This window comes from Polynucleobacter sp. QLW-P1DATA-2 (assembly GCF_001870365.1).
Taxonomy (GTDB): domain Bacteria; phylum Pseudomonadota; class Gammaproteobacteria; order Burkholderiales; family Burkholderiaceae; genus Polynucleobacter.
Genome location: NZ_LZMQ01000003.1, coordinates 492,015 through 508,620 on the forward strand (window position 1 = coordinate 492,015; position 16,606 = coordinate 508,620).

General features: G+C 43.8%; 19 protein-coding genes and 2 pseudogenes. 12 read left to right on the forward strand and 9 right to left on the reverse strand.

The window, feature by feature from the left end:
- Nucleotides 1-22 precede the first annotated feature (22 nt).
- Complete coding sequence (locus tag A9236_RS05045; protein ID WP_071465776.1) at nt 23-481, forward strand: DUF4118 domain-containing protein; 459 nt, start codon at nt 23-25, stop codon at nt 479-481.
- A 357-nt stretch (nt 482-838) separates the two neighbouring features.
- Here the strand turns inward: A9236_RS05045 and A9236_RS05055 are convergent, their stop codons facing one another.
- Together A9236_RS05055 and A9236_RS05060 are read right to left on the reverse strand one after the other, a co-directional pair.
- Complete coding sequence (locus A9236_RS05055; RefSeq protein ID WP_143070613.1) at nt 839-1,552, reverse strand: M48 family metallopeptidase; 714 nt, start codon at nt 1,550-1,552, stop codon at nt 839-841.
- Nucleotides 1,553-1,643: 91 nt separating this feature from the next.
- Nucleotides 1,644-2,285 (reverse strand): hypothetical protein, encoded by a 642-nt coding sequence (locus A9236_RS05060; protein ID WP_071467858.1) that lies wholly within the window; start codon nt 2,283-2,285, stop codon nt 1,644-1,646.
- 148 nt (nt 2,286-2,433) lie between these two features.
- Here A9236_RS05060 and hyi point away from each other — a divergent pair, with 148 nt between their 5' ends.
- The 5 genes and pseudogenes from hyi to A9236_RS05085 all read left to right on the forward strand — a co-directional run bounded on the left by hyi (nt 2,434) and on the right by A9236_RS05085 (nt 6,402).
- On the forward strand, nt 2,434-3,213 hold the full coding sequence (gene hyi, locus A9236_RS05065; protein ID WP_071465779.1) for a hydroxypyruvate isomerase: 780 nt from the start codon (nt 2,434-2,436) through the stop codon (nt 3,211-3,213).
- 23 nt (nt 3,214-3,236) lie between these two features.
- Nucleotides 3,237-4,138, forward strand: a pseudogene (gene glxR / locus A9236_RS05070) (2-hydroxy-3-oxopropionate reductase).
- 15 nt (nt 4,139-4,153) lie between these two features.
- Nucleotides 4,154-4,744 carry a YqiA/YcfP family alpha/beta fold hydrolase gene (locus A9236_RS05075; protein WP_071465781.1) on the forward strand — a complete coding sequence of 197 codons (591 nt, stop codon included), beginning with the start codon at nt 4,154-4,156 and terminating at the stop codon, nt 4,742-4,744.
- Nucleotides 4,745-4,828: 84 nt separating this feature from the next.
- A complete protein-coding gene (locus A9236_RS05080; protein WP_369821180.1) occupies nt 4,829-5,398 on the forward strand; it encodes an HNH endonuclease in 570 nt (189 codons plus the stop codon).
- Between the two features lie 206 nt (nt 5,399-5,604).
- Nucleotides 5,605-6,402, forward strand: coding sequence for a DUF3108 domain-containing protein (locus A9236_RS05085; protein WP_236638711.1), 798 nt, complete (start codon nt 5,605-5,607; stop codon nt 6,400-6,402).
- Here A9236_RS05085 and A9236_RS05090 read toward each other — a convergent pair.
- The 6 genes and pseudogenes from A9236_RS05090 to mltG all read right to left on the reverse strand — a co-directional run bounded on the left by A9236_RS05090 (nt 6,399) and on the right by mltG (nt 11,282).
- Nucleotides 6,399-6,926, reverse strand: a complete 528-nt coding sequence (locus A9236_RS05090) for an ion channel (protein WP_071465783.1) — start codon at nt 6,924-6,926, stop codon at nt 6,399-6,401. The genes A9236_RS05085 and A9236_RS05090 overlap by 4 nt on opposite strands.
- Before the next feature lie 77 nt (nt 6,927-7,003).
- Entirely contained in the window at nt 7,004-7,702 is a 699-nt protein-coding gene (locus tag A9236_RS05095) for an ankyrin repeat domain-containing protein (protein WP_071465964.1), read from the reverse strand.
- Between the two features lie 8 nt (nt 7,703-7,710).
- A complete protein-coding gene (locus A9236_RS05100) occupies nt 7,711-8,502 on the reverse strand; it encodes a TatD family hydrolase (RefSeq protein ID WP_071465784.1) in 792 nt (263 codons plus the stop codon).
- 2 nt (nt 8,503-8,504) lie between these two features.
- Entirely contained in the window at nt 8,505-9,578 is a 1,074-nt protein-coding gene (locus A9236_RS05105) for a DNA polymerase III subunit delta' (protein ID WP_255402240.1), read from the reverse strand.
- A gap of 73 nt (nt 9,579-9,651) precedes the next feature.
- A pseudogene (tmk, locus tag A9236_RS05110) lies at nt 9,652-10,288 on the reverse strand (dTMP kinase).
- Between the two features lies 1 nt (nt 10,289).
- Entirely contained in the window at nt 10,290-11,282 is a 993-nt protein-coding gene (mltG, locus tag A9236_RS05115; protein ID WP_236638713.1) for an endolytic transglycosylase MltG, read from the reverse strand.
- A gap of 95 nt (nt 11,283-11,377) precedes the next feature.
- Between mltG and A9236_RS05120 the strand changes: the two genes are divergently transcribed.
- Together A9236_RS05120 and A9236_RS05125 are read left to right on the forward strand one after the other, a co-directional pair.
- On the forward strand, nt 11,378-12,382 hold the full coding sequence (locus A9236_RS05120) for a folate-binding protein YgfZ (protein WP_071465788.1): 1,005 nt from the start codon (nt 11,378-11,380) through the stop codon (nt 12,380-12,382).
- Nucleotides 12,383-12,396: 14 nt separating this feature from the next.
- Nucleotides 12,397-13,254 carry an NRDE family protein gene (locus A9236_RS05125; protein WP_071465789.1) on the forward strand — a complete coding sequence of 286 codons (858 nt, stop codon included), beginning with the start codon at nt 12,397-12,399 and terminating at the stop codon, nt 13,252-13,254.
- 13 nt (nt 13,255-13,267) lie between these two features.
- Here A9236_RS05125 and A9236_RS05130 read toward each other — a convergent pair whose 3' ends face one another.
- A complete protein-coding gene (locus tag A9236_RS05130; protein WP_071465790.1) occupies nt 13,268-13,750 on the reverse strand; it encodes a PaaI family thioesterase in 483 nt (160 codons plus the stop codon).
- A 54-nt stretch (nt 13,751-13,804) separates the two neighbouring features.
- On the opposite strand from A9236_RS05130, the gene A9236_RS05135 reads away from it, so the two are divergent.
- The 4 genes from A9236_RS05135 to A9236_RS05150 are packed head-to-tail and all read left to right on the forward strand — an operon-like array spanning nt 13,805 to nt 16,583.
- Entirely contained in the window at nt 13,805-15,271 is a 1,467-nt protein-coding gene (locus tag A9236_RS05135) for a YdiU family protein (RefSeq protein ID WP_071465791.1), read from the forward strand.
- Nucleotides 15,272-15,308: 37 nt separating this feature from the next.
- Nucleotides 15,309-15,719, forward strand: a complete 411-nt coding sequence (gene msrB / locus A9236_RS05140; protein ID WP_071465792.1) for a peptide-methionine (R)-S-oxide reductase MsrB — start codon at nt 15,309-15,311, stop codon at nt 15,717-15,719.
- A 34-nt stretch (nt 15,720-15,753) separates the two neighbouring features.
- Nucleotides 15,754-16,302, forward strand: a complete 549-nt coding sequence (locus A9236_RS05145) for a septation protein A (protein WP_071465793.1) — start codon at nt 15,754-15,756, stop codon at nt 16,300-16,302.
- On the forward strand, nt 16,299-16,583 hold the full coding sequence (locus tag A9236_RS05150; protein ID WP_071465794.1) for a BolA family transcriptional regulator: 285 nt from the start codon (nt 16,299-16,301) through the stop codon (nt 16,581-16,583). The genes A9236_RS05145 and A9236_RS05150 overlap by 4 nt, the downstream gene beginning before the upstream one ends.
- Nucleotides 16,584-16,606: the final 23 nt, after the last annotated feature.

Here is a 16,606-nt window from a genome sequence, read left to right on the forward strand (position 1 = left end):
TTATATAACAACATTATTACTCATGAAGTTAAAAAATTCGAAGTCTTGGGCAACCCGTGGCGCTAGAGCTTATTTATTCGCTCTTTTTGGTGTTTTTGTTGCATTTTCAATACGTTACAGTTTGCATGCTTTTCTTCAGGGGGCAATCCCTATGACTTTTTTCATTGCCAATACGATATTGATTGCCTTACTTTATGGCTATTTACCCAGTCTATTTACCATTCTATTATCGATTCCTTTGGCCTTCTTTTTCTTTGTGCCACCGTTTGATTCATTCGACGTGCCAACGCCTCAAGATGCATTTGTATTTATTTCTTATATTTTGATTGCATGTATAGCGGTTGTTATTCTGGAATGGCTACAACGCGAGAGATATAAAGCTGAATTATTAACTAGAGTAAGTAATAGCAATTTCCAACTTTTGAGTCAGGCCAGCAGCTCCCTTAAGAAGTTGCGTAGCAACTCTTCACCTCAAGAGTAAGAAGGTTCCTCATCTCAGGCCTTGTTTTCCCTTGTTTAGACCATTAAGTAGGGCTTTTGTAGCTTTTTTTGAGGAATAGTGTCAATATAAGAGGCTATGAAATCCCTGACTCTTATTCTCGGCTTGTTCTTCTCACTATCAGCGACCGCAGCTGGGTTGGGATTCAACCCTTTTGATAAGAATTCGCCTACGTCTGCTACGCCTCAAAACAGCAAATCTGTAAGCCCTTCGTCTAACCCCGCGCAACCAAAACCACCAACTATTCCAGCGGCAACGCCTGTTAGATCCGACAATACAGCCGCCAACAAAGCTCAGCAACCAGTCAAGAAGTAACTCTTAGTCTAGGTTTCTATATTCCTAATTCTTAACGGGTTTTGGAGCTGCTTTATATAGCGGTTCAACGGCTGGCATTAGTTCAGTCAACTGCTCAATTCGGGTTTCGCCTGAAGGGTGAGTAGATAGAAATTCTGGCGGGCCTTTACCTTGATTGGCTTTTATCATTTTTTGCCATACGCTGATGGCAGCCTGTGGGTTGTAACCAGCCCTAGCTGCGAGCTCTAATCCGATTGCATCAGCCTCCGACTCGTTTTGCCTTGAATTGGGTAGGACTAAAACATATTGAGCGGCTTGGTTAGCTGCGCTAATTGCAGAGCCATACCCGCCAGCCGCCATCATTGCAATATTAGTAATGGCGCTTTGAGCCATAGATTGCGAGAGCCTCTCTCGACCATGTTCACGAAGCGCATGCGCAATCTCGTGTCCCATGATGGCAGCGATTTCATCATCAGTCAGGTTTAACTGTTCAATTAGCCCTGAGTAGAAGGTGATCTTTCCTCCCGGAGCACATGTGGCATTAAGAGTTGTGGCGTTAATCAAAACTAATTGCCAATTCCATTGACGGGTATCGTCTCGAAATATGCCAGTTTGCGAAATCAATCGATTGGAAATGGTCTTCAATCGATCGTAGGTAGGTCCTGAGGTGATTAGTGCATTCTTTTCTTTAGCTTTTTGATTCTGCTCGTTGAAGCTTATTGCAGCAAGGCGGTCAACCTCAGAAGAGGAAGCCAACATGAATTGCGATCTATTAACGCCTACTGCTCCTGACCTGGTGGTATTAGCGCAGGCCAAGAGAAGTGTTAAGAGCGAAAGACTAATGAATAACTTAAAGCAAGCTACTATAAAACCCATCTAATACGCTTATTTTTTTTGGTGATGTAATAGAGGCGGCCATAGCATCGTAATAAATCACTTTTACCTGCTCACCCACTTTGACATCAGCCAATAGTGCAGGATTTTTTACCACTACAGTTGTGATCTTGCCACTCGGCCCCTTAACAGAAACCAATTTCTTATCTAGATTTAATTCGACGATATCTGCAGTAATAGTAGTTTTATTGGCAATGGTTTCAGATGGCTTTTCGCTAGATTTTGATTTCGTTACTGTATTAGTTTCAACTTTAGAGCGAACACCATCACTCTTTGTTTTAATCAATTCAATTGCAACGGCTAACTGGTAAGTCACACTAAGGTGGTCACCTTTTTTAATCTGATCGAAATTAGCAATTTCAGCACCCGCAACAAATTTGGATTCACCTTCTTTATTCTTAAAAGTAATGGTACGAGTCTTTTTATCGACCTTCACAACATCACCCTCATAAAGCAGGTAGCTATTGTCTACAGCTGCCGCATCAATCACCATCGGCTTATTTGTTGAAGGAGTTGGGTTTGCTTGAGCAAACACTGCAGATGCGCATACGATGCTGGCTGCGAAAGCCAGGGTGAGTTTGGTAAATTGGATGGTCATCATGGTCCTTGTTTATAAAAGTGGCTATTTCTTATATTAGCCTACTTTTATAGATTTTTGACCATCATTGGCTCAATGATCAAACAAGGAGAGGATTGGCATATTTGTTAACATTCCCCTTAATTCTTTGAGTTTATAAAGGTTTCTAATGCCACAATTTGCCGCTAACTTGACTATGCTGTTTAATGAAGTTCCATTTATGGAGCGTTTTGAACGGGCAGGTAAAGCTGGATTCAAAGCAGTTGAATTTTTGTTTCCTTATCCTTTTTCTGCTGCCGAGATTAAGCAAGCGCTTGATCAAAATCAACTCAAGCTCGTCCTTCATAATCTTCCCGCTGGAGATTGGGATGCTGGGGAACGCGGCATAGCTTGCCACCCTGACCGTGTTGATGAGTTTCGTCAGGGAGTCATTAAGGCTATTGAGTACGCCAAAGTACTGGGTGTTCACCAGCTCAATTGTTTAGCCGGCAAAGCCCTAGCAGGCGTTGAGAACAAAATATTGCATACCACTTTTGTTGAGAATCTTTGCTATGCAGCTTCAGAGCTCAAAAAAGAAAACTTACGACTTCTGATCGAACCAATTAATACGTTTGATATTCCCGGCTTCTACTTGAACACCACCAAACAGGCAGTTGATATTTTGTCAGAGGTAGGGGCTGATAATCTTCTTGTGCAATATGACATTTATCACGCCCAGCGTATGGAGGGTGAGCTTGCTAATACGATAGAAAAGAATTTGTCGAAGATTGGCCATATTCAATTAGCCGACAACCCTGGACGTAATGAGCCAGGCACAGGTGAAATTAACTACCACTTTCTTTTCAGGTTTTTAGATCGTATTGGCTACCAAGGTTGGATTGGTTGCGAATACAAACCTACCGCAAATACTGAAGCAGGACTTGGCTGGATCAAGCAACTTAATTCATAAATCATTTATATATTGGAGACAACATGAGTGGCAACTTAAAACTGGGATTTATTGGCTTGGGAATCATGGGTGCACCCATGGCTACCCATTTAATCAATGCCGGACATCAGGTTTTTATTAATACTCGTAGCAAAGTGCCAGCAGACCTGGCGAGCTCTAAAGCCGTTCAGTGCGCAACACCTAGTGAGGTTGCAAAAAAATGCTGACATCATTTTTTATGATGGTTCCGGATACACCTGATGTCGAAAAAGTCTTGTTTGGTGAGAATGGGGTTGCAGCGGGGCTTAGTAAGGGAAAAGTAGTGGTGGATATGAGCTCGATCTCTCCAATAGCCACAAAAGAATTTGCTAAAAAAATTAATGCATTATGCTGTGATTACTTAGACGCTCCGGTGTCGGGTGGTGAAGTCGGCGCCAAAAATGCCACACTCTCGATCATGGTTGGCGGAGATGAGGCTGTATTTAATAAAGTAAAGCCAGTACTTGATTTAATGGGTAAAAACATTAATTTAGTTGGCGGTAATGGTGACGGGCAAACAGCTAAGGTAGCCAATCAAATTATTGTTGCTTTAAATATTGAAGCTGTAGCTGAAGCGCTCCTTTTTGCTTCAAAAGCAGGGGCTGATCCAGCAAAAGTGCGTCAAGCACTCATGGGTGGTTTCGCAGGCTCCAAAATTCTAGAGGTTCATGGAGAGCGTATGGTCAAGCGCACATTTGACCCAGGCTTTCGGATTGAGTTACATCAGAAGGATTTGAATCTGGCTCTGAATAGCGCCAAAGCCTTGGGTGTATCACTCCCTAACACGGCAACTGCTCAAGAATTATTCAACTCCTGTTCTGCCCATGGCGGCAAATCCTGGGATCACTCTGCCATGGTCAAGGCTCTAGAAATGATGGCAAATTTTGAGGTAGGTCAGAAGTCCTAAGGGCACATATTGATCATGTCCAAAACGCTTCTCGTTTATCTGCATGGCTTTCGTTCATCTCCTCGCTCTAGCAAGGCAGTGATGACAGGTGAGGCTATTAAACTGCTATCCACACCTGAAAACCCTATCGAATGGTTTTGCCCTCAGCTACTAGCATCTCCCAAAGAAAGTATGGATATGGTGACAGCTCACATTGATCGATCCAAGGCCGATCGAATGATCGTCATCGGCTCTTCATTGGGTGGTTTTTATACAAATTACCTAGTTGAAAAATATGGGTGCAAAGGCGTTGTATTGAACCCAGCAGTTCGCGCTGCGAGAGAGCTTGCCCCACATGTTGGCATGATGACATCCTACGATAGCGATGAACCGTTTGATTTCAAGCCAGAATATATCGATGAACTGAAGGAGCTTCAGATAGAGAAAATATCCCAGCCAAACCGATATTTTTTGATAGCAGCTAAAGGTGATGAGCTTTTAGACTGGCGTGAAATGGTTGAATTCTATGCGGGTGGAGCCCAACTAGTGCTCGAGGGAAGCGATCATGGAATTGCCGACTATGCAGATTATTTGCCTAAGGTAATTGAGTTTATTTCCGCTCCCTGATGCCTGATTGATTGCTTCAAGCTTCTTCTGTAAGATGGTCTAAACGATCGCTATCATCTGATGGCGATCTAGAAAGGAGAGTTTGTGCTGAGCATCTTGAAATTAGACGCAGGTGGAATCCCTCAGGGCTGGGTTAACGCTGAAGAGGCAACAAAACAGTATGCCGATAGAAGTGTTCTATGGACATTAGGCGATCCCATCATGAAAATGCGCGGTGGCATTTCTCGTGCAAGCGGTATGCAATCCCTGATTGAGTTGCATTCGATTATTGCTGTTAAAGGTACATCTAGAATTAATCTCTTTGATGTCGTTCCAGTAATTACAAAGCACAAACTTTTCAAACGTGATCGAGGGCTTTGCGCTTACTGTGGCGATAGCATTCATGAAAATCATGCGGAAGCAGAACATATCATTCCCAATAGCCGTGGCGGTCAATACTCTTGGATGAACTTGGTTATTTCATGTAGGCCTTGTAATCAACGCAAGGGGAATCGCACCCCTGAACAAGCAGGCATGGGTCTTTTATATACTCCTTATATGCCTAGTCTTTATGAAGACATGATTTTGCGAGGTCGCAATATCTTGGCAGATCAGATGGACTTTTTGTCTGCCAATCTTCCGAAGAATAGTCGCTTACTTGAGGTCCATAACTGAAGACCTCGTTGAGCCAGCAAACTTTTACCCCAATAATCCGCATGCATTCATTGCGGATTATTTTCTTCGCCTTGCTACTATCGGTGCTAGGGCATTTAATACTTTTCTTTGGTATCCCATTTTTTTTATTTGGCAGCAATCCAGAATTACCTGAGGATCTGATCATTAGGACCGAGCTCAAGATTGACCCCCCAAAGAAGATTCAAATGGCAAATACACGCAAGAAAAAAATCCTCATTGAAAGTGAATCTCACAACGCATTAAAAACTAAAGATCGAGATGTAGGAGGGAAGCAGGTCATTCCAGGAAATCAACAGGGCGTTGCATTTAGGCTTCCTCAATCAGGAATTTTGTATTACGACTCTTATGTAGATGGTCAAAAGTATCAAACCGGAGAGATTGATTGGATTGTTGATGGCAATAACTATCGACTCTATGTGAACATTCCCTATGCATTTGTTGGTCCTTTTGTTTTTGAATCCAGGGGAATGGTTGATGCCTACGGAATGGCGCCCGCTATTTATTGGTCGCAACGTGGTACCAAAGCACCACGTTATTCACGATTTGATCGTGATGGAAGTGGAGCAGGGCAGATGTTTTTTTCCGAAAAGCCGGACTTTACTCCTAACATCATTCCCGGGACTCAAGATCGCTTTAGCCTCATGTTTCAGCTAGCTTCCTTATTGAATGGCGATAGCAGGATTGATGAGGCTGGCAGCATACGTGCCATCCCAGTAGTTGATTACAACACCTTAGAAATGTGGCAATTTAAAAGTTATGGTGAAGCCCTTAATGAAGACGTGCCTAGTCTTGGAGTGGCTATAAATCGACATTACGCTTTAATGCAGCGAGAAAACGATCCTTATAAGCGCCAGGTTGATATTTGGCTCTCCAAGGATCTCGAATGGCTCCCTGGCAGAATTCGGTCTCTAGAATCGAATGGACGAGTGCTGGAGTTGGTATTTAGGCAAAAGAACCCATTACCATTAGAGTCTAAATCTTAGAAACCTGTCCCCGATTTAGGGTTTTGGTTTGGATGGTTCAATAAAGCTCCCATCATTGTATAAAGCGCTGCTCCAGACATTGAGACTGCAAAAATACCTGAAAAAGAAATAATGATTGGCAATATTCGCCATTGTTCAGATAGCTTGTAATCACCATAACCAACCGTGGTGTACATTTCGCCAGCAAAGTAAAAAGTCTGTGGATTGGTTGGAAATACCTTAAGGGCAACACAAATATAGGCCCAAACTACAATTTCGGATAAGTGGATAGCAATTACCAATAGGATTGCAATAAAATAAGACAGGAAGCTACCACCAATGATCCGGCGTCTTGTCATTGCACCGTCAATGACGTGAAATGCTCCAGCAATAGCCAATACCGCTACAGCGTGGATCGCCAACATTAGGCAAGCCGAAACAACCATGACCCAAATCTGTCCATTTCCCATATCGGCATTAATCTCACCAACAAGTGTTGAGAAGCTGGGTAGGTCAGCATTACGGAATAGATCAAATAGCGGCATGAGGGTTAGCTTATCGAAGATGTAAGGAGTGGATCAATATCTTATTTGACATAATAATGATTATACGCAAATAGTATTTATGAGGCTTTTGTAGGAATGGACCCCTGAGCCCCTGGATACGGTTCTTTATATAGCTTTTGCCACCGTGATTTCAAGGCTGTTGCTATCCATGGCTTTTCATAGATAAGCGCTATATCGATGGCCGATAAACCATTTGAATTGCGAATACGAAGGTCTGCGCCCTTATCTAAAAGAAACTTAATTAACTCTTCGTTTCCTGACTGAACTGCCATCATTAATGGTGTTGTGCCGTTTAGGCTTGTTGAATCAACGGATGCGCCATTGGCAACCAGAAACTGAGCCACCTCTAAATGACCTTTTGTACAGGCGTAATGTAATGGAGTCCATGCAATGTGGTCTACACGAGCATTTTTTTCAAGAACTAAGGTCTTTACTATAGGTAAATCGCCATTGATTGAGGCAATCATTAGAGGCGTTTCACCATATTTATTGGATAAATCAACGTCAATATTTTTACTACTCAGGAGATATTCAGTAACTCTCATTGATTTATCCCTAATAGCCACTACCAACATAGGATCACCTGTAGGATCAACTGTATTGGGGCTAACACCCTTAGCAAGCAGGTTCTTAACCTCAGATAAGTCATCAAACTTTGCCGCTTTAGTGAAATCGGCAATCTGGGCTGCAGTTTGGGCAAATACAGGGATCGAAACAGAGGCCACAAGGACTAAAATGTATTGTTTTATATTCATATATTGCATTATGAATGCTTTCTATCTATTTGAAAACATTGATAAAAATTACTTGATGTTTTAGAAGCTAATTCCTCAACTGAAACATCCTTTAGATTGGCAATGAATTCTCCAACCTTGGAAACCCAGGCTGGTTCATTCGTTTTGCCGCGATACGGAATGGGGGCTAAATAAGGTGAATCCGTCTCAATTAACATTCGATCAAGTGGGACTTGCTTACAGGTTTCCTGAAGATCTTTGGCGCTCTTGAAGGTTACGATTCCTGAGAAAGAGATGTAAAAGCCCAAATCCATGGCTTTACAAGCGACATCCAAACTTTCGGTAAAGCAATGCATCACCCCGCCAATGGCATCAGCGCCCTCCTCTTTAAGAATTTTGATGGTGTCTTCTGATGCTGACCGAGTATGAATAATGAGTGGCTTTTTACTCGCTAGCGCAGCGCGAATATGCACTCTGAAGCGCTCTCTTTGCCATTCCATGGATTCATAGCTGCGCTCACCCATGCGGTAGTAATCCAAGCCAGTCTCGCCGATAGCAATGATCTTAGAGTGCTTAGTTGCGGTATCAACCAAGAATTCGAGGCTTGGTTCGGGGGTGTCTTCGTAATCTGGATGTACGCCCACTGATGCGTAAAGATGATCGTAGTCTTGGGCTAATTTAAGAACATTAGGAAAGTCTGGAAGATCTACGGAAACACAAAGTGCATGACTTACTTTGCAGGATTTCATATTTGCCAACACTTCAGGCAGACGCGACTGAAATTCTGGGAAATCAAGGTGGCAGTGTGAATCTATAAACATGGCTAGCTTTCAAAAACCTGTTGATACTGGGCAAGTAACGCCTCTAGTTGTATACGGCTAGCTAAGGGGTGATTTTCAGTTCGTCGAGCTTGTATAAGGGACTTCCAAAATTGCAGAAGTTTTTGAATTCGAGCTGTTTGTGAGAGACCTTTGAGTGTTGAAATATGCTTAGGGTAATAACGAGGGCTACCACCTTGAGATACAACTTGAAGGTCTGAAGTCCAGCGTTGCATTGTCGCCAACAGGAATGAATATTGCGCTTTATGAATTTTCTCGGCCGCATCCAACCAAGAGATGCGACCACCCTGGGCCATGGATTGAAGCAAGTAACGTGAGGCAGCAATAGAGATAGTTAATTCGTCTTTATCGTCCTTGTTGTGCCTGGCAATTAAAGAATCTAATACGGAATACGGGGCCCCACCCTGCTCGTCATAAACTGTTTCAACATCAGCATCGGTAACTTTGATACCTGATATGGAGTGTAATTGTGATTTCAGCCAAGCTAAACCTTCCTCACGGTCTGGGCGCGGTGCTGTCAATAATCGGCAGCGTGAACGAATAGTAGGTAAAACACGATCAACACGATCTGCGAGAAGAATAAAAATGGTATTCGCAGGAGGCTCTTCAAGTGATTTAAGCAATGTATTTGCTGAATCCGAGCGTAGCATCTCCAGTGGGTAAATCAAGATCACTCGATTTCCACCTCGATGAGACCCTATCGAGAGACTTTCAATGGCATTGCGCGTTTCTTCGATGGAGATATTTTTCTTTTCTTTTCTCTCGCTGGCTTCCCCATCGGAGTCATCTCGCGCAGTCTTGCCTTTTTTCGGTGCTTCATCTGCCTCGTAATCAGCCTGTGGCAACAATTTACGATGGGTTTCGGGGACGAGGGCAATAAAGTCTGGATGATTTGCGGTGTTAAACCAATGACAAGCCTCACAGCGATTGCAAGGCTTTGCTGAACCAGGAGTTGTCTCGCAAACCAAGGCTTTGGCCAGCTCAAGGGCAAAGGCAAATTTACCAATCCCGGATTGACCATGCAGCAAAATTGCATTGGGCATTCGATCAAAGTCCAAGCTATCCCATAAGGGTTTTAACCAAGGCGCAACAGGGACTTTTTTGTTCAGGAGAAAGCGTCAAATCCATTATTTAGAATTCGATATCGATGTCTTGTAGGCCACCCCAAATCTCATCGGGAGTTTTGGTTGCGTCAACTAAATAAAAGCGCTTTGGATCGGCTTTGGCACGGCGCAAATACTCTTGACGCACCTTTTCAAAAAAATTCAAATCCATTTTTTTCAAATTTATCCGGGGTACGAACTTTAGATCTCCGCGCTTCTGCAATATCACCAGGTAAGTCAAACAGAATCGTCAAATTCGGCTGCAGTAACGTTCCGTCTGGACGCCCTTGTACCCATTTTTCTAGTTCATTTAATTTGGAAATACTCAATCCCCGCCCGCCCCCTTGGTAAGCAAAGCTCGCGTCAGTAAAGCGGTCAGAGATAACGATCTTTCCAGCTTGCAATGCAGGATCTATCACTTGCGCTATATGTTCGCGCCGAGCAGCAAACATGAGTAAGGCTTCTGTTTCTAAATTCATGGGGGCGTCTAATAACAAACCACGCAATTGCTCGCCTAATGTTGTACCACCAGGTTCGCGAGTCATAACTACCCCACGCTCTGGAAAACGAGATTGCATCAATTTGCAAAAGGAGTCGATATGAGTGCTCTTACCTGCGCCATCAATACCTTCAAAGCTAATGAAATAACCTGGAGTTGAGCTCATATTAGTTGGATTTCGGTGCTAATTTACGTTGATATCGATCCACCGCGGATTCATGCTCGCTTAAGGTTGCAGAAAAGTGACTACTGCCATCACCTCTTGCTACAAAAAATAAAGCATTGCTTTGTGCTGGATGAATAGCTGCCTGAATAGATTCTTTGCTAGGCATTGATATTGGGGTCGGTGGCAATCCTTTGTGCATATAGGTATTGTAGGGACTATCTTTACGAAGATCTGCCTTGCGTAAATTACCGTCAAATTTAGGTCCTAAGCCATAAATAACAGTTGGATCTGTCTGCAGCATCATGCCTTTAGCTATACGGTTTGAAAAGACGGCAGCTATAAGGGGGCGGTCACTTGGGCGCCCGGTCTCTTTTTCAATAATGGAGGCCAAAATAAGCAATTCGTACGGGGATTTGAGGGGAGATGAGGCTTGTCTCTCCCCCCATGCCTGTGAGAGCTGCTTTTGCATTGCTTGGGATGCTCGACGGTAGATATTGATATCCGGCTCATCGGGATCAAATACATAGGTATCTGGGAGGAAAATTCCCTCATCGCTTGAATAATTGAGATTCAGACTTTGCAGGAGTGCTCTAGAACTCATTCCCCTTGTTTGGTGAATTAACGCCGGATGAGAGTCAACCACAGCTCTCACTTGCCAAATCGTCATTCCGGGAATAATGGCAATACTTTCTCGTACGCGATCACCCCGGGCAATTTGGAGCAAAATTTTTCCTAGGCTTGAACCTGTAGGAAATAAATATGTTCCTGGCTTTAATTTCGATCCCACAAATAGAATTCGGGCGCTGATCTGAAATGGAATCACATAAGTAGATAAGCCCTGCTCTTGCAGTTGTTGGGCAATACTTGCCAGACCGGATTGGGCGGCAATTTTCACTTTATAAGTAGTTAAATCTTGTGTATTCGATTTAATCGGTACTACTGGCAACAGAAAAATCGCTGCATACAAGACCAGCAAAAAGACAATGGCCCCCAATAAGTAGGAAAACAGCCCAAGGCCCTTAACTTTTTTCTTTGTGAAAAGGGATCTCCCCTGAATTTTTCTGCGCATCAGGCTATGATAAAAGGGACATGACACAAACTAAGCAAAATACGCCAATTCAAGGGGCAATTCCCTCTTCTGGACTCAGCCTTTTACCCCAGTGGGGCTTGATCCTTGTGGAGGGTCCTGATGCAGCAAGTTTTCTGCAAAATCAACTGACTAATTCAGTACAGGGTTTGAAGCGAACCTTTTCACCTCAGATTGCACAAGGAGGCACTTCGGTTAGGCTCGTTGGCTACTGCAGCCCTAAAGGCAGATTGCTTGCAAGCGCTTGGCTGGCTCTGGTGCCTAAGGAACAGTCTGCCGATGATCGTTTTGCATTATTTATTTCTAAAGATATTGCCGCCAGCACTGCAAAACGGCTATCCATGTATGTCTTGCGATCTAAGGTCAAGATTATTGATGTAACTGAGCAGTGGGAAATATCATCCTTTTATGGCGCTGATAGTGAAATTGATACCTTAGCTGTACATGACCAACAGATTGCTTTGCGTTTACCCAATGTTCTCGTTCATGATCTCTCCTATGCTCGTGTACTAATCGCCGAAAAGAAAACTACTGAATTACGAATTCAGGGAAATTCAGCCTTCGATATGTTCAATGACCTTGAGGTACTAAGCGGAATTCCCCGCATCGTTTTAGCAACTCAAGAACAATTTGTGCCGCAAATGATTAACTTTGAATCTGTAGCTGGTGTAGATTTCAAAAAAGGTTGTTACCCTGGGCAAGAAATTGTGGCTCGCAGTCAATATCGTGGGGTCATTAAAAGACGTTTATTTTTAGCGCACACCTCTGATATTGATCTAGATCCTTTATTGGCTCAGCCTGGCACAGAAATTTTCCATAGCGCTGACGCTGCTCAACCGGCGGGGATGGTTGTTTTATCAGCCTCAAACCCAAGCCAGCCGAATAGGGTTGACCTTCAGATTGAATGCAAATTAGAGGCTCTCGAGAGTGGAGAGGTTCATTTGGGGAGCGCTCAAGGACCTGTGTTAAAAATAGATTCATTGCCCTATCCATTGATCGAAATTTAAGCAAATCCCTATTTATGTGCCTCATTCTTTTCGCATGGAACTCACATCCCGACTACTCTTTAGTAGTAGCGGCTAATCGTGACGAGTTTTATGAGCGCGATACTGAAGGTGTTGCCTATTGGCCAGAACACCCGCATGTGCTTGCCGGTAGAGATCGCGCAGATGTATTAGGTAGTCCCGGCACTTGGTTGGGTTTTACTAAGACCGGGAAGTTTGCTGCTTTGACCAATGTGCGTGCGCCCAGCGAAAAAAATCCGGATGCCAGAACTCGTGGTGAGCTTTCCTTAATGTACCTAACTAGTAAAGATAAACCTGCTGAATTTGTCCAGGAAAATTCAAAACGGTTTGGTCTTTATAACGGTTTCAATATGTTGATGGCTGATCTAAGTGATCCTGCAAATGCCGAAATGCATTGGATTAGTAATCGCATGTTGATGGGGCAAAACATTCGCCCTCGTAAAATTTACCCACCCGCACCTTTAGCCGCTGGCGTCTATGGATTATCTAATGCAATGCTTGATACACCATGGCCTAAAGTGAATCATCGAGTGGCAGCTTTTGCACAAGTATTGGCCATGGATCATGGCCAGCTGAAAAGTGCAGACCAATATCTCAAGGTATTAGCGGATACACATCATGCTAGCGATCATGAGCTACCGAGCACTGGCGTGAGTAAGGAATGGGAAAAGGCTTTATCGCCTGCTTTTATTAAAACTCCATCCTATGGAACACGCTCAAGCACTGTGCTGCGAGTTCGTAAAGATGGCCATTTTGAAATGGTTGAGCGGCGCTTTGATGCCAATGGTGCTGTTGGCCATGATGTAATCACGGGCGCCCTCAGTGCTGCTTCAGGCTCAAATCTCTCGGTTTAATAAGCTGCTCAGTTTATTTAGAGCGAAGATCCTCGTTCACAACCCGCTCACCACTAGCATCACGTGTTGGTAAACGCTTAATGAACTGGAAGGTTCCCGTTGCCATACAACAGATTTCACCTTGATCGTTATAGAGCTTTGCCTCACAAAATGCCATAGTTGCTGTTCTACGCACAGTATCGGCCTTCACTCGCAAAACGCCATTGGCCGCCTGCATAAAATTATTCTTTAATTCAATCGTTACTACGCTGCGATCGCTTGGGTCTCCCGAACGAGCCGCTACTGCCATTGCTACATCCATCAATGTTAATAAAACACCGCCATGCGCCACCGCCCAGGTATTGGTATGCTCCGGTTTGAGCGCGAGCAGAATTTCTCCTTTACCCATCTCAGCACTTAAGAAGCGAACGCCTAAAAGCTTCAGAAATGGAACATTTAATTCCTCACCTAAATTGGCGAGTTGTGTCTGTGGATTAATCTGGACATGTTTATTCATTACTCGATTTTAGAGGCTAGTACGCCATTTTGGAAATACACCTAGAATATCCATATGGCCTTTACCTTAAGCGGCGATGACGCCTGTCAGATAACCCACCCCAGCCCTATTCCGCATCCGTATTGGGTAGCCTTTTCTCCTTCTGCGGCCAAGCTGATTCAACTCAATCTTGCTGCTTCTGGATTGCCATCAGATCCCGCCTGGCTAGAACTTCTTGCCGGCAATTCCCTGGTTACATCTACTCACAACTTTTCAAATCCCATTGCAACTGCCTATAGCGGTCATCAATTTGGAGTTTGGGCTGGTCAATTGGGGGATGGCAGGGCAATCCTTTTGGGCGAGATGAATGGGCAGGAACTACAACTCAAGGGCGCAGGCAAAACCATGTACTCCCGTATGGGCGATGGACGAGCAGTTTTGCGCTCCTCTATTCGAGAATTTTTATGTAGTGAAGCAATGTTTTCCTTGGGAATTCCAACTACAAGAGCATTGGCCATTGTCGGTTCGGAGTTGCCTGTACGGCGTGAAACGCTGGAGACTGCTGCTGTGTGTAGTCGGATAGCGCCTAGCTTTATTCGCATTGGTCATTTCGAGCACTTTGCTTCTTTGAAAAATATTGATCGCTTAAAGGAATTGGCCGACCTATTGATTCGAGACCATTACTTCGATTGTCTTAAGCAACCAGACCCTTACTTGGAGCTATTCAAGCAAATTTGCATTCGCAATGCCAAGCTAGTAGCGCAATGGCAAGCTGTTGGCTTTTGTCATGGAGTGCTTAACAGCGACAACATTAGCGCCCTTGGTTTAACAATGGACTACGGACCATTTGGTTTCTTGGATCAGTTTGAGATTGATCACATTTGTAACCATAGCGATCAAGGTGGTCGCTATGCCTATCATCGACAACCGCAGATCATGCACTGGAATATGGCTTGTCTTGCTAGTGGATTTTTACCGCTAATTGAGATGACTTATGGTGAAAGCAAAGCCCAGACTATGTTGCGTCAAGCTCTGGAAGAATTTCCAGTTACCTACGCCCAATCTTGGCAGGCTTTGTTTAGGCAAAAACTCGGATTGCAAGCACAGGGTGAACAGGATGTAGCGCTCATTGAGCGGCTCTTGCAAGCTATGCACGACTCTAAGGTTGATTTCACCAACTTCTTTAGGCAGCTAAGTCAGATTGAGCAAGGTCAGGCTATTGAGTCAATCTCCCTTAGAGATCACTTCATTGATCGATCTCTTATTGATCAATGGTTTGTGGATTATCTAGCTCGCCTTAAAGCCGAATCTAGCGATGATTTCACAAGAGCTAAGTTGATGAATGGTATTAATCCTAAGTACATCTTGCGCAATCATTTGGCGCAAGCTGCTATTGATAAAGCGCAGCAGCACGATTTTTCAGAGATCAAGTTTTTACTGAATTTATTAAGTAAGCCTTATGACGAGCAAGCAGAATACGATATCTATGCCCTACCCCCACCCGCTGATTTGGATAAGGTGGAAGTGAGCTGCTCGTCTTAAATGCCTTAAATGAGTAATGCAAAATTTAGAGGAATATATGAAAAAAACAGATCAAGAGTACAAAGAAACACTAAGCGAGATTGAGTATCGTGTGACACGAGAAGCGGCAACCGAACATCCCTTTACAGGGAAATATTGGGATCACTGGGATCAAGGTAAATACACGTGTATCTGTTGCGGTACCCCCCTCTTTTTATCTGATACCAAGTTTGATGCCGGGTGCGGCTGGCCAAGCTATAACGCCCCCGAAGAAGCATCCGCCATCACAGAAATCAAAGATACTAGCCATGGCATGATTCGCACTGAAGTTCGCTGCGCCAATTGTGATGCACATTTGGGGCATGTATTTGAGGATGGTCCCATGCCAACTGGACTGCGGTATTGCATTAATTCTGCGTCCTTAAATTTTGAACCAAGTAACAATGCCCAGCCTTCCATAAAGGATTGAGATCCTAAAAGCCAAATAGCGGGATAATTCTGATATGAAATTCTTATTCGACCTCTTCCCCATCATCCTCTTCTTTATTGCCTTTAAATTTGGTGATATCTATACGGCAACCATAGTTGCTATGGTTGCAACCATCGGGCAGATTCTTTGGGTGTATTACCGTCATCGCAAAATCGATGCAATGCAATGGGTCAGTCTGGTGATGATCTTGGTCTTCGGTAGTTTGACCATCTTTTTACATAACAAAACTTTTATCCAATTAAAGCCCACTGCACTCTATTGGCTCTTTTGTGGCGCCTTATTAATCAGCGCCCAATTTTTCAATAAAAATTGGATACAAGTATTGATGGGCAAACAAATTACACTAAAGCCCAAGAGTTCTCATAAGGTATGGCAGCATTTGAACTTGGCGTGGTCAGCCTTCTTTTTCTTTATGGGCGCCCTCAATCTGTATATTGCCTTTGAATATTCAGAGGAGACATGGGTTAATTTCAAACTCTTCGGTAGTACTGGCTTGTTGGTGGGCTTTGTAATTATTCAAGGCGTTTGGTTATCTCGCCACATGGAGCATCCTGAGCAATGAGCATTAACCAAGCCCGAATTGCACGCTTCAAAGAGGATTTGGCGAAGGTATTTGATATTCAAAAGCTGGTAATCGAGGATGAGAGCCATTTACATGCTGGTCATGCTGGTGCTGCTACAGGTGGTGGTCACTTTAAGGTTACCATTGTTGCCCCTCAATTTCAGGGGCTTAGCCGAATTGCACGTCACCGGGCGGTATACGAAGCCCTAAATAACCATATACCGACTGAAATACATGCCTTAACAATATCTGCCTCAAGTCCCGAAGAGCAGACCTTTTAAGCTGATTTACACTCTCTCTATTC

Coding starts and splice junctions, on each gene's coding strand:
- A9236_RS05045 (WP_071465776.1), top strand. CDS start 23: ATGAAGTTAAAAAATTCGAAGTCTTGGGCAACCCGTGGCGCTAGAGCT.
- A9236_RS05055 (WP_143070613.1), bottom strand. CDS start 1,552: ATGTTGGCTTCCTCTTCTGAGGTTGACCGCCTTGCTGCAATAAGCTTC.
- A9236_RS05060 (WP_071467858.1), bottom strand. CDS start 2,285: ATGACCATCCAATTTACCAAACTCACCCTGGCTTTCGCAGCCAGCATC.
- hyi (WP_071465779.1), top strand. CDS start 2,434: ATGCCACAATTTGCCGCTAACTTGACTATGCTGTTTAATGAAGTTCCA.
- A9236_RS05075 (WP_071465781.1), top strand. CDS start 4,154: ATGTCCAAAACGCTTCTCGTTTATCTGCATGGCTTTCGTTCATCTCCT.
- A9236_RS05085 (WP_236638711.1), top strand. CDS start 5,605: ATGGCAAATACACGCAAGAAAAAAATCCTCATTGAAAGTGAATCTCAC.
- A9236_RS05090 (WP_071465783.1), bottom strand. CDS start 6,926: ATGCCGCTATTTGATCTATTCCGTAATGCTGACCTACCCAGCTTCTCA.
- A9236_RS05095 (WP_071465964.1), bottom strand. CDS start 7,702: ATGAATATAAAACAATACATTTTAGTCCTTGTGGCCTCTGTTTCGATC.
- A9236_RS05100 (WP_071465784.1), bottom strand. CDS start 8,502: ATGTTTATAGATTCACACTGCCACCTTGATTTCCCAGAATTTCAGTCG.
- A9236_RS05120 (WP_071465788.1), top strand. CDS start 11,378: ATGACACAAACTAAGCAAAATACGCCAATTCAAGGGGCAATTCCCTCT.
- A9236_RS05125 (WP_071465789.1), top strand. CDS start 12,397: ATGTGCCTCATTCTTTTCGCATGGAACTCACATCCCGACTACTCTTTA.
- A9236_RS05130 (WP_071465790.1), bottom strand. CDS start 13,750: ATGAATAAACATGTCCAGATTAATCCACAGACACAACTCGCCAATTTA.
- A9236_RS05135 (WP_071465791.1), top strand. CDS start 13,805: ATGGCCTTTACCTTAAGCGGCGATGACGCCTGTCAGATAACCCACCCC.
- msrB (WP_071465792.1), top strand. CDS start 15,309: ATGAAAAAAACAGATCAAGAGTACAAAGAAACACTAAGCGAGATTGAG.
- A9236_RS05145 (WP_071465793.1), top strand. CDS start 15,754: ATGAAATTCTTATTCGACCTCTTCCCCATCATCCTCTTCTTTATTGCC.
- A9236_RS05150 (WP_071465794.1), top strand. CDS start 16,299: ATGAGCATTAACCAAGCCCGAATTGCACGCTTCAAAGAGGATTTGGCG.